Genomic DNA, 15,629 nt, shown 5'->3' with positions numbered 1-15,629 from the left:
TATGCACTCACTGTAGTTGGGGAGAAGACCCAGTCAAGGAGTGGATGCGGTGGAACCGTGAATCTCTGTGTGGCTCGGGTCGATGGCAAGCACCAGCGCCCCGCGCATGTCCCAACGGGGCCTGTCCGGCGGAGGCCCTGCCACTGAAGCAGCCCACCGTTGCGGCGGCCGCGCCGGATGGATCCATTCCGGGCGGCGAGCCGTGCCAATGGTGGGCTGCTTCTGCGTTGGCTGGCCTGGCTAGACGGTCATCAGCCCGGCGGGCTCCGCCAGCGGACCGTCCCCCAATGGGCTGTCCGCCAGCGGACCGTCCCCCGCAGTGGCGGGCCGCGCCTGCGGCCGCGCCAGGCCGTAGTGTCCGCGCAGGGTGCGGCCCGGTGTATTCCGTCCGGAAGAGGCCGCGCCGCTGCAGGATCGGCACCACCAGGTCGACAAAATCATCCAGTCCGCCGGGGAAGGTGGGCGGCATGATGTTGAAGCCGTCCGCCGCGCCGGTGCTGGACCAGAGCTCGATCTCGTCCGCCACCTGCTCCGGGGTGCCAATGAAGGTGTAGTGGCCGCGGGCGCCCGCAATCCGCCCGGTGACCTGCCGGATGGTTAGCGATTCCCGCCACGCCAGCTCCACCACCAGCGCCTTGCGGCTCTGCATGCCCTCGGTGCCCTCCGGCAGTTCGGGCAGCGGACCGTCCAGCGGATGGCCGGACAGGTCCACGTCCAGCATGGCGGAGAGCTGGCGGACACCGTATTCCGGATTCACCAGCGAATTCAGGCGCTCGTACTTGCTCCGGGCTTCCTCCGCCGTGCGCCCAATGTACGGGCTGATCCCGGGCAGGATCTTCAGTTCCTCCGGCGACCGGCCATAGGCGCTCAGCCTCCCCTTCAGGTCCGCATAGAACTCCCGGGCCGATTCCACGCTCAGGTGCGCGGTGAAGACGGCTTCCGCATGCCGGGCCGCAAAGTCCTTCCCGGCCTCGCTGGAGCCGGCCTGGACCAGCAGCGGATGCCCCTGGGGAGGGCGCGGCAGGTTCAGCGGACCCCGCACCTGGAAGTGCTTTCCGTCGTGCTCGATGGGGCGGATCTTCGCCGCATCGGCGTAGATGCCACCGGCCTGGTCCGCCACCACGGCGTCGTCGTCCCAGCTGTCCCACAGCGCCGTGGCCGTCTGGACAAACTCGGCGGCACGCTCGTACCGGGTGGCGTGGCTGGGGCACTCCTGCAGGTTGAAGTTCCGCGCCTCGCCCGCTCCGGTGGAGGTGACGATGTTCCAGCCGGCCCGGCCGTCGGCCAGGAACACCGAATCCAGCGTTGTCCGGGGCGTAGTGCTGGGTGATCCGGTTGTCGAAGAGCACCAGCTGGTTGGGCTCCCAGTTGACCCGCACCACGTTCTCCGGCCGGACCACATAGGCCTGGAGCAGCCGGATGATGTCCTTGGACTCGGTGTTGGAGAGCCCCACAATCTGCAGCCGCTGGGCAAAGCCGCCAATGAAGAGCCCGCGCTCGCCGGTCAGCGGGTGGACGCGGACCACCGGGTGGACCGTCTCGAACTTCTGCCGGGTGAACTCCTTGCGGCGCTCGGCGGCGTTGGCGTGTTCGAGGTTCTTCGGCACGGAGTAGTCGTAGTCGTTGGTGTGGACGGCCCAGAGCGAGTCCGCAAACGTGCGCAGCGGACCTGCTCCTCGTCGGTGTGGATGTTGGCCTCGCGGAAGACGAGGGCCTTGTGCTCGTTGAGGGCGGCGCGGATGGAAGCCACGACGTCGGCGGAGAGCTCGCCGCGCAGGTCCAGGCCGCGGATTTCGGCGCCGAGCTTGGTGAAGGTGAGGGTGGTGGAAGCGGTGTGGTTTTCGGTGACGGTGGTCATTTCGGTGTCCTTTGCTGTGGGTGGAGTGGAGGAAATGCGGGGGTGCTAGGCGGTGATGGCCACGCGCCAGCGGGAGAAGTGGCGCTCGGCGGCCACCAGGGCTGTGTTGACGAGCAGCCCCAGCAGCGAGACGGCCAGGATCCCGGCATACATCTGCGGGATCAGGAAGCTGCTCTGGGCGTTGATGATCAGGTAGCCCAGGCCGGCCTTGGCCCCCACCATCTCCGCCGCGATCAGCACCAGGATGGAGGCGGTGCCGCCCATCCGGATGCCGGTGAAGATGGTGGGGACGGCGGAGGGCAGGATGACCTTCTGAAAGAGCGAGAAACTGTTCAGGCCCAGGGATTTGGCGGCCCGCACCAGCAGCTGGTCCACGGTGCGGACGCCTGCCACGGTGTTCAGCAGCACGGGGAAGAACGCCGCGTAGGCCACGATCGTGATCTTGGATTCCTCGCCGATCCCCAGCAGCAGCGTGAAGACCGGCAGCAGGGCCAGGGCTGCGGTGTTGTGGAACAGTTCCAACAGCGGGTTCAGGAAGGAATTCAGCGGCCGGTACCAGGCGATCACCAGTCCCAGCGCAACGCCCAGCACGACGGCGATGCCGAAGCCGGCCGCCGACCGGGTGATGCTGGCCAGCAGATGGTTCTGCAGCTGGCCCGTGCGCACGGGGTCGGCCCCGGCGGCCAGCACCTCGTGCCGCGGCGGCAGGAACACCCGGGTGGAGGCACTGGCCAGATAGGTGGGGCCAAACTCCCACAGCGCCAGGAACAGGGCTATGGCCGCGGACTTCCAGGCCCAGGCGCCCGCCGTGGCGGCGGCCCGCCCGAGCCAGCCGGGCGCCGTCGTGCGCGCCTTCACAGCGGGGGATGGGGACGGCGGTGCCGTGTGGGACGGCAGTGCCGGTGCGCCGTCGGTGGCGGGGCGGTGGGTGGCAAGGGTGCTCATCAGGCTGCGCTCCTTTCCGGGGAAACGTGCTCGTCCGGCGCGGTGCCATCGGGCAGGATCTTGCGGTGTCCGGCGTCCTGGGCCCGTTGGACCTCGTCGTGGAGCAGGGACCAGACCTCGTGGCGGTGGGAGACGAAGGCGGCGCTGGAGCGCACGTCCGCTTCCGCGCTGCGGTCGCCCAGATCGACGTCGACGATGGCCTTGAGCCGGCCGGGGCGCGAGCTGAGGACCGCCACGCGCTGGCCCAGGTAGACGGCCTCGTCGATGCCGTGGGTGATGAAGATGTTGGTCTTGCCGGTGGCCTTCCAGATGCGCAGGAGCTCGTCCTGGAGCTGCTCGCGCGTCTGGGCGTCCAGGGCGGCAAAGGGCTCATCCATCAGCAGGATGTCCGGTTCGTAGGCCAGGCTGCGGGCAATCGCCACGCGCTGCTTCATCCCGCCGGAGAGCTCGTGCGGGTAGCGGTCCTCAAAGCCCTCCAGCCCCACCAGCGCCAGGTATTCGCGGGCCTTCGCGGCCCGACGTCGGCCGGGTCAGGCCTGCCGGCAGGTCCAGCAGGGTGGTCTTGCCCGATCCGCTGGGGCCCACCAGGGTCAGGAACTCACCGGTGGCAACGTCCAGGTTGAGGTCGTCCAGGGCCACCAAGGTGGCAGGGCCGGCCGAGGACTTCGCGCCCCGGCCGGGGCGAACGGTGAACTCCTGGTGCACGTGCGCCAGGGAAATCTTTGCACTCATGGCTATCCCTTCGAGGGCGCGGTGGCGCCGGAGGAGGAGGTGGCCTTTTGGACCAGCTGGTTGTACTGGTTGGTGTAGTACTTGGACGGGTCCAGGGTGCCGGTGGTGATCCCGGTGTCCAGCAGCCACGAGGACCAGCGGCTGAAGTCCTCGGCCGTGATGATGCCGGAGTTGGGCACGCCCACGCTCTTGAAGAACTTGAGGTTGGCGGTGCTTTCGCCGCGGTTGCGGTCGGTGATGATCTTGGTGAAGCGGGCAATGACCTCATCGCGCGGCGTGGTGGTTTCCCAGTCGATCGCCTTCGCGACGCCGGTGGCGAGGGTGGTGGCAGTGTCGGGGTTTTGCGCGGCAAACACATTGCGCAGCACCAGCTGCCCGCCGGCAAAGGCCCCGTAGAGGTCGTAGTCGCTGAAGATGGACCGCAGCCCGCCGGCGGCAATGGCATGGTCCTGCAGCACGCCGGAGAGCGCGCCGATGTCCACCTGGCCGCGGCGGATGGCCTCTTCGGTGTCGTTGGGCGGCAGGACCACCAATTGGACCGCGTTGATCTCGTCCTCGGTGAGACCGTTCTTCTGCAGGTAGCTGTGGATCACCGCGTCGGCATGGGCGCCGAGGGTGTTGACGGCAATCTTCTTGCCAATGAAGTCCTTTGCGGAGTGGATGGGGCTGCCGTCCAGGGTGTAGAGCCCGATGAAGGTCTTGGCGTCCTCGCCGTAGTAGTTGACCATGCCTTTCACCGCCGCGCCGGCATCGATCAGCTTGCCCACCGCACCGGCGAACGCGCCGCCGATGTCCGTCTGGTTGGTGGCCACCGATTGGATGTCCTGCGGGCCGGAGATGGTGGTGCCCACCCATTTGAGCTTCACGTCGCCCAGATAGCCCAGATCCTGCGCCACCTCCAGCAGGCTGACGTTGTTGGCCGAACCCTGGTAGCGGACCACTTTGACCTGGTTTCCGGGGCTTGCACCGCCGCCGGCCGTGGCGGGGCCGCCGCAGGCCGACACCGCCAGGGTGATCACGACGGCGGCCGTCACGGTCAAGAGTGGCAGGTATCGTTTCATGGTTTTCTTCCTGTTCGTTGGCCGGTGCCGGGCGATCCGCCGCCGGTGGTGGGAACGATGCAACAGGAAAATCCGGCGGCATTAAAGCGCCGTTTCACTGTAATTCTCCGCGGTATTTGGCGTGTATTTAGCGGCGGTATTTGGCGCGGTCAAGTGCCGATGAGCAGGGTTTCGCGGGCTGCTTCGACGACTTCTTTGGTGATGCTGTTGAGCTGGTTGATGTCGCGGATGCGCGTGATCTGGGTGAAGAGGAGTTGGATGAGCCGGAAGTTGCCGTTGGTGATGCGGGCGACGGCGGCGATGGCTTCGGCGTCGGTGAAGTCCTTGGGGTCGATACTTAGGCCGAGTTCCTGCCAGCGGTTCGTGAGGACGAAGGTGAGTTCCTCGGTGCTGAGGGTCCGGTAGTGGTGGGCGAAGCCGATGCGGCTGTAGAGCTGGGGGTAGCGGGCGAGGCGCTTTTCGATGCCGGGCATGCCGATAAGGATGACGCCCATGGTGTGGCGATCGTAGTAGTCCCGGACCTGTTCGAGGGCTGGAGGTTTGAGCCGGTCGGCCTCGTCGATGATGAGGAGTTCGGTCAGGCCGGAGGACCGGGAGTCGCGGTGCTCGAAGACGTCGATGTTGCCATCCCGGGCGTATTCGGCTGCCCAGGAGATTCTTTGGCAGGTCCGGGGTAGTTCGCGGTCGATCTCCCGGGGGCTGATGGTCACGGTGGGGGTCCAGAATGCTGTTCTGGCCTCAAGCACGCGGGCAGGGACGGGCTCGGTGTTGGTTTGACCGGTCCGTTGCCATTGTTCCCATTCGGTCGCGCCGGCGTAGGCGCGTGCGGAGAGGGTTTTACCGACGCCGGGCGGGCCGTAGCAGACGCCGATGTGGCGGTTGGTGCGCACCGCGGTGGCGAACTCCGTGAAGCGCCGATGCTCCTTGGTGATAAGAAATGGCGGCGTGTCCGGCGGGACCGGTGGCGGGGCGGCGGAAATCTCGCCGAGATTGTTGAAGAGGAAGCGGCGTCCGTCGTCATTTTCATCCTTGGCGGTCATGGGCGTTCCTCTCATGGGTCAGTCTTCGGCGTAGATGCGAAGCTGATGCTGCTTTTCATCCATAGGTTGCTGGCCGGCCCTTGTCGGTTCGACGGGTGCCGGCGGCGCGTAGCGGTCGTCGGCAGGGAGAGCATCGGCGAGGCTGAGTTTGGTACGCAGCTGTTTCTTCAGTTCGTTCCGGCGTGCGGATCTGGCCGCCTTGAGCTGCTTGAAGGTGATGGTTCCGGCGGCGAGTTCCGGGGTGATGGCACGGCAGAGGAAGGTGTCCTGGTGCCAGACGCGGATCTCGGCCATGTCCCGGGGGTCGTAGCGGATGGTGACGGCTTCGCCGACAAAGGCGGAAAGTGTGAGGTCCAGGTAGCGCAGGCCGTTGAAGTAGATGCCGTCGCGGTGGACGATGCGCTGGTGTGCAACGGTCAGGAGCAGGAGGTCAAGGTCCTCGGGCCGGGCCGGCATTCTGGGGATCCAGCCGCCGGCCTGCCAGCGTGCTGCGGGGATCTCTCCGGTTTCGGAGTGCGTGCGGTGGTTGTATTCGTCAACGATGAACCGCTCGAGCGCGGTGTCGAGCTGCTCGAGAGTCATCGTCGGTGCAGTCACCGGGGTCCCGCGGGTGCCGTGCGGGATGAAACCTGGCAGATGCGGCAGGAGCCCGTCGGTGACGGTGCGGTAGAACCGCTCAATCTTCCCGCGGCCCTGCGGCACGCCGGGGAGGGAATGGATGAGCCGGATGTGGGTGTCAAGGCAGACCCGTTCAAGGTGGGTGCTGGTGAAATCGGCGCCGTGATCGCTGTAGAGGAGATCGGGCAGGCCCATGACGGGCCAGCCCGGATGCTTCTTGCGCTGCACGGCCTGGTGAAGGGCAAGGGCGGTCTGGAGCGCGGTCGGTGCACCGGTGAAGACGGTGTAGCCGGCGATGGCGCGGGAGTAGTCATCGAGTACGACGGTCAGCCACGGGCGTGCGGGGGCGCCGGCGGCGTCGAGGATCTGGATGTCCAGCTCTGTGTGGTCGCACTGCCACTGCTCGTTCGCGCGGCTGGCGGTGCGCCGGTAGACCAGCTCGAACCGCTCCCGGTACGCGGCGTCGCCTTCGAGAGCGATGGTGCGCAGTCCGGGATCGATGGCGGCAACGACCGCCCGGACCGTCGAGTACCCGGGGGCAGGGATGCCGCGGTCGACCGCGACGGCCCCGATCCGTCGGTGGATAAACGCGATGGTCGGCGCCGGGCGGCGGAGCGCGAGGCCTTCGATCGCGCCAACGATTTCTGGCGGGATCGAATGGCTCCCGCGGTCCGAGCGTGGCTGGCGGCCCAGGGCCGCGACCGAGCCCCCGGCCCGGAATCCCGCCGTCCACCGTTGCAGCGTGCGAAGAGGGATGCCGGCCTGACCGGAGATCCTGGCGAGGGGAACACCGTCATCGAGGTGCTGCCGGAGCAGTGCCGCACGCTCTTCGGCCGACAGCCGATGCTTCATGACCGGCGGTCTTCGGCCGCCTGCCGGTGGCGGTAGAGCGTCGCGCGGCTCCAACCGACGAGCCGTGCCGCGTCCTCAGCGGAGCGTCCTTTCGCGCGGGCGTCCGACGCGATCGCGAGCTTGTCAGCGATGACGAGCGGGTCGGATAACGGCCGGCCGAAGCGGGTGCCGCCCTGCCGCGCCGCGGCGATGCCCGCGTTCACGCGTTCGACGATCAACTCCCGCTCATACTCAGCCAGGGTCGCAAGCATGTTCAGCATCATCCGCCCGGTCGAGGTCGCCGGGTCGATGCCGTCCGAGATGGACCTCAAGTGCACGCCGCGGTCGCGTAGCAGGTTCACCGTGTTCAGGACATCGATCAAGGATCGGCCGAGCCTGTCCACCCGCCAGACGACGACGGTGTCGCCAGACTCCACGTACGCGAGGAGCTTCTTCATCCCGGGCCGCTCAATAGCGGCCTTGCTTCCGGAGGTGACGTCGGCGAACACGTCGCGTTTCTGCACCCCGGCGTCGACGAGGGCGTCGAGCTGCAACTTCGCGTCCTGGCCCGACGTACTCACACGCGTATACCCGAGATGTCTCACCCGGCCATTGTGCCTCAGAAACCCCCGACCGGCACCCCCCTGAGACGATTCACGGTGAGACATCTTTCCAAGACACGGGGCGGCCCGGAAGGACGCCGGTTCCGTCGACCCTGTACGACACGGCGTCCGTGTCTTGAAAACCTGTAGATTTTCAGGACTGGCGTCGGGTCTGGGGCGGAGTGCGGGCACTCCTCGTCGTCTGATGCCTCCGCGGGCGGCGGACGCTGGTGAGAGAACCTTCATTTGGCCCGTCCTGGCGTTGAACCCGTGGCGAAGTCCCGGCCGTGTGTAGGGGGTGTTTGCCCGCTCCGGGCTGGGTCTGGACGGGAGGTCTGGTGGTGAGGTCGGTGTGGCAGTAGCATCGGTTTCTAACCACCCCCGATCTGCGAGTCCTCTTGGCACTACCGACCAGTTTCCCGGTTGCGCGTGCCTGCGGCGTAGGCGGCTCCCGGCGTGCAGGTGCGCCACACCGTGAGGAGACGGGCATGACCATCGGGACGCGCAGGGCAGAAGCGGGGAACTTCGTCGACGGTGAACTCATCGTCGGCTCCGAGGGGAGCGTGTCGCGGTCGCCGGCGGACGGGTCCGTTCTGGGAACCTACACCGAAGCCGACACGGCGCAGGTGCAGGCCGCGCTTTCGGGCGCCCGCAGGACGTTTGACGAGACCGACTGGGCATCCGACAGGCAGCTCCGGCACAAAGTGCTCAATCAGCTCGCGGACCGTATTGAGGGTCGCAGCCCGGAGCTAACGAAGATGCTCTCGCGGGAGAACGGAAAGCTCGTCGGGGAGGCCCGCGGCGAGGTGGGAGGGGCGCCCGCGACGCTCCGCTACTGCGCCGCGCTGGCCCTGACCTCGACCGGACGCGCGGCAGAGGTCCGCGCAGGCGTTCACGTGACCTCGGTGCCTGAACCGGTCGGGGTTGCAGGGGTCATCGTCCCTTGGAATTCGCCGGTCATCCTCTCGGTCCGTTCATTTGCCCCGGCGCTGTCCGCCGGCTGCACCGCGGTGGTGAAGATGCCCTCGCAAACAGGGCTAGTGAATGGCATCCTCCACGAGATCTATGCCGAGACGCCCGGTCTCCCACCGGGTGTCCTCAGCTCGCTGACCGAGTCCGGGGACCTGCTCGCACGGGAGCTTGTCGCGTCGCCGCTCGTCGGCGCGCTCTCGTACACCGGAAGCACGCGCGTGGGCCGTGAGATCATGGCGGGCGCTGCGCCCTCGCTCAAGCGGGTCTTGCTCGAGCTCGGCGGGAAGACACCCATGATCGTATTTGACGACGCCGACCTGGATGCTGCCGTGCCTGTCCTGACGAAGGGCGTGACGGTCTTTTCCGGGCAGTTCTGCATGACGGGGAGCCGGGTCCTCGCGCAGCGCGGCGTCAGCGGCAAGCTTCGGGAACGGCTCACCGCGGCCCTCGAGGCCGTGGTGGTGGGTCCCGGCGACGATCCAGCCAGCGACATGGGCCCCCTGATCGACGAGGCCAGTGCCCGCCGTGTCGACGGGTTCGTACGCAGGGCCATCGATGCGGGGGCGAAGCCATTGGTCCGTGGCGGCGTCGTCGCCGACGGCAGCGCCTTCTACCGCCCGAGTCTCCTCGAGGTCGACCGCGTGGAGAGCGAACTCGTCCAAGAGGAGGTCTTTGGCCCCGTGGCGACGTTTGAGGTCTTCGACAGCGAGGATGAGGCCGTTGCATTGGCCAATGGCACCCGCTATGGGCTCTCCGCGGCGATCTGGAGTCGGGACGTCGATCGGCCCCTTAGGGTGGCCCGACGGCTCCTGGCCGGAACCGTGTGGACCAACTCCTGGGTTGTCATGGCCGACCAGTTCGAGGAGGGCGGGTTCAAGCAAAGCGGCCTGGGCCGCCTCAGAGGACCTCGAGCCCTCGAGGAGTTCCAGGAATACAAGACTTACGTCCACCCTGTCCGTTAGGGCGGCGGGCAAAGCCTGCGATCCGGCAATCTGCCCAAGGGGCTGGCCATGCCACGCTTCCTGACTCTCAAAGAAGAATTCCAGGCGTTGTCAGGAAGAAGACCACCGTCGTGGTCCGCGCCCACGGTCCCGGGGCGGATGTTGGCGTTGTAGCGGAACATGTTCTCCGGATCCCATTCGGTCTTGATGCCGGTCAGCCGTTCGTATTTTGGTCTCCATAGGCTGACCTGACATGGATCGCTGCGCTGACCGGAGCGCCCGCCTCCACCGTCGGCTATCACCTCGCTGTAGCGGGGGGAACGCGGATACCCAGCGGTACAAGCTCCTCCGCCGCGGCGAGCTGGAACAGGCCAGGCGCAGGATGAATCAGTGTCGGGCCGGCGTAGGGGCGGCGGGACGGAAACCCGCAGCGCCGAAGCTGAGGATATTAAACAGGGAAGACGGATTGACTACGTCGAAACTACCAAGTGGTGCCGGTCTTCCCTGTTTGCCCTCAGCAAAAGGATGAACGACTCCGTCAGCGGCCGCCCTTGACGTCCGGCGAGGGGTCCTCTTGCGGGCTGCACGGTGACAAATAGCGCTGTAAAAAGACCGCCGGTTACCGCTGCGAGTCACAACCCAAGGAAACCGGGCGAAATACGGGGAAACCTTTCTCATGTGACGCCCTGCTGCGCCGTATGAAACCCGCGGTGCCACGCGCCGTCACCTGCCGTCACTCACTGTCGCGTGCCGTCGCGCCGGGACGCGGGCCGACGCCGTCGGACGCCATGCGAGGGCGCCGGGGGCGCCGGAAAGGGCCTCGGGCGGCCCGGCCGGAGCGCACTGGAGGCGCCGGTGTCAAGGCAGCACGCCATTGGGCGCCGCAGCGGTGGCTGCGATTGCGTCCGGACATGACGATCCTTGACGGCACCCGGGGCCGGGTGTGCACTTGTTCCAGTGCGGTCCGCAGGTCCAGCGAGCAATCCCGTGGCGAACGGGAGGATCGGAGCCGGAATGGTTTGGGTGCTTTCGGAGTACACGGTGGCAGGCGGAGTGAAAAAGTCCCCCATCGTCGAGCGGACCACCCGCGGCTTCGACCGCTGGGCCACCGGGATGCTGGCGGTGCTCGCGGTGGCCACCTGGATTGCCATGGCGGAGGTGGACCGGCTGGTCTCGGACGCCCGCACACCCGCGGGGCTGGGCGGCCCGGCCGGCGCCCTGCAGGCCTCGGACCCCGCGGCCGGGCCGGCGTTGTGGGGGCACTGGGCCGAGCTCGACCCCGGCGGCCGTGGGACCGTGGCAAGCCTGCTGACCATCTACGCGGTGCTGGACATACTTTTTCCCATCCTGTACATCGCCCTGCTGTGGCGGTTCTTCGGCCCCCGGTGGCTGCCGCGCATCCTGCTGGGGCTGCTCGCGCTGGGCGAGGCCGGCGAGGCCGCCGCCCAGATCTGGGCCGCCGCGGGGTTGCGGGAGGGGCAGCTCCTTGGCGCCGTCCACGTGCTCCCCGTGTTCTCCGAGTTCAAATGGTTGGCCGCCGCCGCCCTGGTCGCCGCCGTGTTCCTCACCAAGGCGCTCCGGCAGCAGCTCGCCGCGGCGCTGTGGCGTGGGGTCAAGGCGGTGTTTTTCCAGCGGTTGTCGCTGGCCGTGATAGTGGTCATTGCGGCGCTGTCCCTGCTGCCGCTGCCGGGCGTGAGCGACCAAATGCCCGACGCCGAGCGGGCCTGGGCGGGCAGCGCGGCCGGTGCTATCCAGTATGGGGTGACGACGGTGGCGGTGGCTGCCGTCTGCGTGGGGCTGGCCGCGCTGGGGCGCCGGCGCAGCGAGCTGGCGTGGGACGTGTATGCCACGGACCCGCCCGTGGCAAAGCTGCCGGCGTCGGTGGTGTGGTGGTTCTACGGGCCCGCGGTGCTGCTGGTGGCGGTGGCCCTGGTGGTGCTGACCGGCGGGCCGCTGGCCGCCCTGGAGGGGCAATTTTGGCTGTTCATCCTCCTGCCCGTGGCCCTGCTGCTCCTGTCATTCATTTCCTGGCTGGTCCCGCAGGGCCCGGCGCCGGTGCCGGCGGCCTTTGACCCGCAGCGCGCCGTGGACATCTGGCGGTGCGGCGATGTCCTGGCCATGCTGTTTGCCGCGGTGGGCGGGATGGCCCTGGTCCGCACGTTCACGGCGCCGCTGGCCCTGGCCATCGCCGCGCCGGGAGTCCACGTGGAGGCTGGCGTCCTGGCGGGATCGGTGGTGCTGTTCGGCCTGGGCTGGCTGACGGTGGCCGCGGCCTTCCCCGGGGGCGCATGGCTGGTGGCGCGGTTTTGGCTCGATCCGGCTCCCGGGGAGGCAATCCCGGTGGCCTCGGCAGCTTCCCCGAAGGGCCTGCTGGATCCGCGGATCAAGAACCAGTCGCTGGCGCGGAAAGTGTCGTGGTGGGGGCTGGGTGCCGGCTTTGCCGTGCTGGTGCTCCTGACCTTTGCCCCGGTCTGGACCACGGGATGGGCGGGTGTCCCGGCCACGGCCATCGCCGGCGTCGCCGCGTGGGCCATGGTGTTCGGCTTCCTCATTGTGGGGCTGCAGGAGCAGCGCCCACTGCCCATTTTCGCCCGGCTGGGCCTGCGGGCCAACCCCATCCTGTCTGTGGTTGCGGTGCTGCTGGCGGTCGGTTCGCTCAACGGCGGCGACGGGCGGATCCATGCCATCCGGCAGCTGCCACCCGAGGTGGTGGCCAGGGACAGCATCCAGGCCCGCTTCGACCACTGGCTGGCCGCCAGTGCCGCCTGCCACCGAGACGGGCCCGATACCGGCGGCCCGGGGGTGCGCCCCATGCTGCTGGTGGCCGCCGAGGGCGGCGGGATCCGCGCCACCGAGTGGGCGGTGCAGGCCTTGGCGCGGATGGCACCGGACGCACCGCAGGCGCCGGAAACCGCTGTGCAGAAGGCCGCCCGGCTGTGCGGGGCCACTGCCGTGCTGCTTTCCAGCGGGGTCAGCGGCGGCTCGCTCGGGCTGGCCCTGACCACAACGTCTGCCACGAAGGCCCGACCCGCCGACGCCGCCCGGGAGGCGGCCGCCCAGGCGGCCGATCCGCAGGCGCTCGCGGTGGCTGTCTCCGGTGCCGCCGTGGGGGACGACCTGGCCGGTGGAACCGGGCTGCTGATTCCCAGCTGGACGGACGGGGTGCGCGGCTGGAACGACAGGGCGGCCCTCATGGAGTCAGCCTGGGAGCAGGCGGCGCCGCAGCTCAAGGACCGCTTTGACGGCACGGTGCGCGGACCCGCCGGGGCGCTGGTGCTCAATTCCACGGCGGCGGGGCTGGGCTGCCGGCTGCTCATCAGCCAGGTGGAGGTGCCGTCGGGGATGGTGGCCGGACCGGCGGACGCCGCCGGCGCCGCGGGCGCCTCCGGGGGCGGCTGCCTGGACGGGCGCGGGTTTCCGCTCTCGATCGACCTGCTGGCCCACCAGAGCGCCACCGGTCCGCAGACGCCGTACTGCACCCTGGGGCTGCGCTGGTCCACCGCCGCCATGCTCTCCTCGCGCTTTCCCATCATTTCCCCCGCCGGCCGGGTGCCCACCCCAACTGCGGGCGGCTGCAGCACGGTCAACGCGTACCAGGCGATCGACGGCGGGTATTCGGAAGGGTCGGCGCTGGGCACGCTGAGCGACCTCATGCCCGCCGTCCGGGCGGCCGTGCAGAGCCACAATGCCGCCGTCCAGGCGGCCGCCGACGCCGGCGGGGCCGCGCCGCCCGCCGTCAACGACTATGTGGTCCCCGTGGTGGTGTTCCTGCAGAATTCCCCGGGCGCGGACCGGGTGGCGCCGCCGCCCAAGGCCGCCGGCGAGCTCGCCGTGCCGCTGGTGGGGATCAATGCCAGGGCGCTCCAATCCGGGGCCGCGGCCTGGCTCCAGCGCCTCGATGATTCCTCCGATGCCTGCCCGACGGCGGAGCCGGCGAGCGGCTGCCAGCTGGCCAGCGCGGTGGTGCGCGGCACGCTCAAGGGGCGGTCCGCCGTCGTCGTCGCCCCGGCCAGCACGCCGGCCCTGGACGCCCCGCTGGGGTGGTCGCTGTCCCAGATGAGCCGGGACCGGCTGGCCGCGGCGATGGCGGCGGAGGCTGCTGCCGGCGGCACCGTGGAGTCGGGGCCGCGGTTCGGTGCGCTGTTGGCGCTGCTGGCGGGTGAATAATCCCACTTGTGGCGGCCCGGATGGCAACCGGGTGCCTGGCCCGTATACGCTAGAAGCATGTCACTTTCCACTGGCAACGACGCCGCCAAGCCCGCCCGCACCCGCAACATCCCGGCCGAAATCGCCCGGTCCTGGTTGCTGGTCCCCGCCACCAAGCCGGAGACCTTCGACGACGCCGCCGCCTCGCGCGCCGATGCGATCGTGCTGGACATTGAGGACGCCGTTGACCCGATGAACAAGGCCTCCGCCCGCGCCGGAGTCATCGATTGGATGAACAACGGCGGCAAGGCCTGGGTCCGCATCAACGATGTGTACTCCGATTTCTGGGCCAACGACGTTGCCGAGCTGCGCAACAACCCCGGCCTGTTGGGCGTCATGCTGGCCAAGACCGAAAACGCGGAGCAGGTCAAGGAGACCTACCACCGCCTGGACGGCAAAACCCGCGTGCTGGCCCTGGTGGAGTCCGCCGTCGGCATCGAAGAGGCCAACAACATTGCCAAGGCCGAGGGCGCCTTCCGTCTGGCCTTCGGTTCCGGCGACTTCCGCCGCGACACCGGCATGAGCGCGGACCGCGAGGCCATGGCCTACCCGCGCGCCAAGCTGGTGGTCGCCAGCCGCGTCGGCAACCTGCCGGGCCCCATCGATGGCCCCACCGTGGGCACCAACCACCCCGTGCTGCGCGAGCAGTCGGCCATCACCGTCTCCATGGGCATGACCGGCAAGCTGGCGCTGGCCATCGACCAGACCACGATCATCAACGAAGTCATCAGCCCCACGCCGACCGACGTCGCCTGGGCCACCGACTTCATGGACGACTTCAACGCCCGCGGCGGCGTCATCCGCGACGGTTCCGACCTGCCGCGCCTGGGCCGTGCCGAGAAGATCATGAAGCTGGCCATCGCCTACGGCGTCCAGCCCGCCCACTAACCATTCCGGTGGATGTGGTTCCCGGCGCCGCGCTCATCCACGGCGTCGCCTGGAGCAGTTCCGGCCCGTCGCTGTCGTTCACCACGGACGACGGCGCGGGCCGGCTTCCGTTGCAGGCCGGCCAATGGCTGCGCTTTTCCGTGGCAGCTGGGGCACGCCGCTGCCTGGGGTTCTCGGCCGTGTCAGGGCCCGACGGCGTCGAGCGCCACAGCTGCCCGGACGCCGCGGAGGCGGCCCGCGGCTACCAGTGCGGGCCCTGCTTTGCCCGCGACGATTTCCGCTACATGCACGATTTCCACCGCAGCGGCATCGCCCCGCCCGGGCTCAAGCTCTATCTGGCGCAGGAGCACTGGCTCTACATCGCCACCTTTGCCGACGGCACCACCAAGGTGGGCACGGCCTCGAACCGCAGCAAGTTTTCCCGGCTGGCCGAGCAGGGCGCCGTGGCGGCGTCATATGTGGCCCATGCCGTGGACGGGCGCGTGGTGCGCCTGCTCGAAGACCTCGCCACCGAGCGGCTGGGGCTGACCCAATTTGTCCGCTCAGCCACCAAGGCCCGCGCCCTGCTGGCCCCGCGGCCCGGTGCGGAGCTGGCCGCCATCAACGCTGGGCACGCCGCGGCTGTCCGCACTTTTCTGGCCGGCACCGCTGTGACGGGGTTCGACGTCGTCGAGGAAGCCTGGCAGCGGCCGGCCCTGGCCGACGCCGTGTGCGGCCCGGGGGAGCGGCATCCCTACCCCCAGCCGCTGGATGCCGGTGTCCATGGGCTGCAACTCACCTCGCTGCTGGGGCCGTACGCGCTGGTGCGGCTGGACGGCTCGGAGCTGGACTTCCTGGCGGACCTGTCGGCGCTGAAGGGCCGTGTCGTGCGCCCCGGCGGCTGGTCCACCGAGGTCCCCTCCGTGCAGGAATCGCTGTTCTAAGCGTCCGGCCGC

11 protein-coding genes and 2 pseudogenes are annotated in these 15,629 nt (G+C 68.9%); 4 read left to right on the top strand and 9 right to left on the bottom strand.

Annotation, left to right across the window (positions count from 1 at the left end):
* Positions 1–7 precede the first annotated feature (7 nt).
* The 8 genes and pseudogenes from ACQCSX_RS10975 to ACQCSX_RS10940 form a co-directional block, all read right to left on the bottom strand.
* Positions 8–1,294 (bottom strand): NtaA/DmoA family FMN-dependent monooxygenase, encoded by a 1,287-nt coding sequence (locus tag ACQCSX_RS10975; RefSeq protein WP_427015363.1) that lies wholly within the window; start codon positions 1,292–1,294, stop codon positions 8–10.
* 10 nt (positions 1,295–1,304) lie between these two features.
* A pseudogene (locus ACQCSX_RS10970) lies at positions 1,305–1,858 on the bottom strand (TauD/TfdA dioxygenase family protein); the annotation flags it as partial.
* A gap of 45 nt (positions 1,859–1,903) precedes the next feature.
* On the bottom strand, positions 1,904–2,803 hold the full coding sequence (locus tag ACQCSX_RS10965) for an ABC transporter permease (RefSeq protein WP_427015362.1): 900 nt from the start codon (positions 2,801–2,803) through the stop codon (positions 1,904–1,906).
* Positions 2,803–3,535, bottom strand: a pseudogene (locus ACQCSX_RS10960) (ABC transporter ATP-binding protein). Before ACQCSX_RS10960 ends, ACQCSX_RS10965 begins: the two are co-directional and overlap by 1 nt.
* A 2-nt stretch (positions 3,536–3,537) precedes the next feature.
* Positions 3,538–4,596 (bottom strand): ABC transporter substrate-binding protein, encoded by a 1,059-nt coding sequence (locus ACQCSX_RS10955; RefSeq protein ID WP_427015361.1) that lies wholly within the window; start codon positions 4,594–4,596, stop codon positions 3,538–3,540.
* Between the two features lie 149 nt (positions 4,597–4,745).
* On the bottom strand, positions 4,746–5,636 hold the full coding sequence (locus tag ACQCSX_RS10950) for an AAA family ATPase (protein WP_427015360.1): 891 nt from the start codon (positions 5,634–5,636) through the stop codon (positions 4,746–4,748).
* Between the two features lie 18 nt (positions 5,637–5,654).
* Positions 5,655–7,106, bottom strand: a complete 1,452-nt coding sequence (locus ACQCSX_RS10945) for a Mu transposase C-terminal domain-containing protein (RefSeq protein ID WP_427015359.1) — start codon at positions 7,104–7,106, stop codon at positions 5,655–5,657.
* Positions 7,103–7,690 (bottom strand): recombinase family protein, encoded by a 588-nt coding sequence (locus ACQCSX_RS10940; protein WP_427015358.1) that lies wholly within the window; start codon positions 7,688–7,690, stop codon positions 7,103–7,105. The genes ACQCSX_RS10945 and ACQCSX_RS10940 overlap by 4 nt, the downstream gene beginning before the upstream one ends.
* A 485-nt stretch (positions 7,691–8,175) precedes the next feature.
* Between ACQCSX_RS10940 and ACQCSX_RS10935 the strand changes: the two genes are divergently transcribed.
* Complete coding sequence (locus ACQCSX_RS10935) at positions 8,176–9,621, top strand: aldehyde dehydrogenase family protein (RefSeq protein WP_354217968.1); 1,446 nt, start codon at positions 8,176–8,178, stop codon at positions 9,619–9,621.
* Here the strand turns inward: ACQCSX_RS10935 and ACQCSX_RS10930 are convergent.
* Positions 9,618–9,902, bottom strand: a complete 285-nt coding sequence (locus tag ACQCSX_RS10930; RefSeq protein ID WP_427015357.1) for a BBE domain-containing protein — start codon at positions 9,900–9,902, stop codon at positions 9,618–9,620. The two genes, ACQCSX_RS10935 and ACQCSX_RS10930, sit on opposite strands and share 4 nt — an antisense overlap.
* Positions 9,903–10,653: 751 nt before the next feature.
* Here ACQCSX_RS10930 and ACQCSX_RS10925 point away from each other — a divergent pair.
* Genes ACQCSX_RS10925 through ACQCSX_RS10915 form a run of 3 tightly spaced genes read left to right on the top strand, consistent with a single transcriptional unit; the run spans position 10,654 to position 15,617 of the window.
* Positions 10,654–13,767 (top strand): hypothetical protein, encoded by a 3,114-nt coding sequence (locus ACQCSX_RS10925; protein WP_427015356.1) that lies wholly within the window; start codon positions 10,654–10,656, stop codon positions 13,765–13,767.
* Between the two features lie 57 nt (positions 13,768–13,824).
* Positions 13,825–14,694: an HpcH/HpaI aldolase/citrate lyase family protein gene (locus tag ACQCSX_RS10920; RefSeq protein WP_427015355.1), complete on the top strand. Its 870-nt coding sequence runs from the start codon at positions 13,825–13,827 to the stop codon at positions 14,692–14,694.
* Between the two features lie 8 nt (positions 14,695–14,702).
* Complete coding sequence (locus ACQCSX_RS10915) at positions 14,703–15,617, top strand: DUF2797 domain-containing protein (RefSeq protein WP_427015354.1); 915 nt, start codon at positions 14,703–14,705, stop codon at positions 15,615–15,617.
* The last annotated feature ends 12 nt before the right edge of the window (positions 15,618–15,629 follow it).

Origin of the sequence: Pseudarthrobacter sp. P1 (assembly GCF_050156935.1) — a bacterium.
Classification (GTDB): domain Bacteria; phylum Actinomycetota; class Actinomycetes; order Actinomycetales; family Micrococcaceae; genus Specibacter.
The sequence above is the reverse complement of the archived record's forward strand: the minus strand, read 5'-3'. Positions and strand labels throughout refer to the sequence as shown.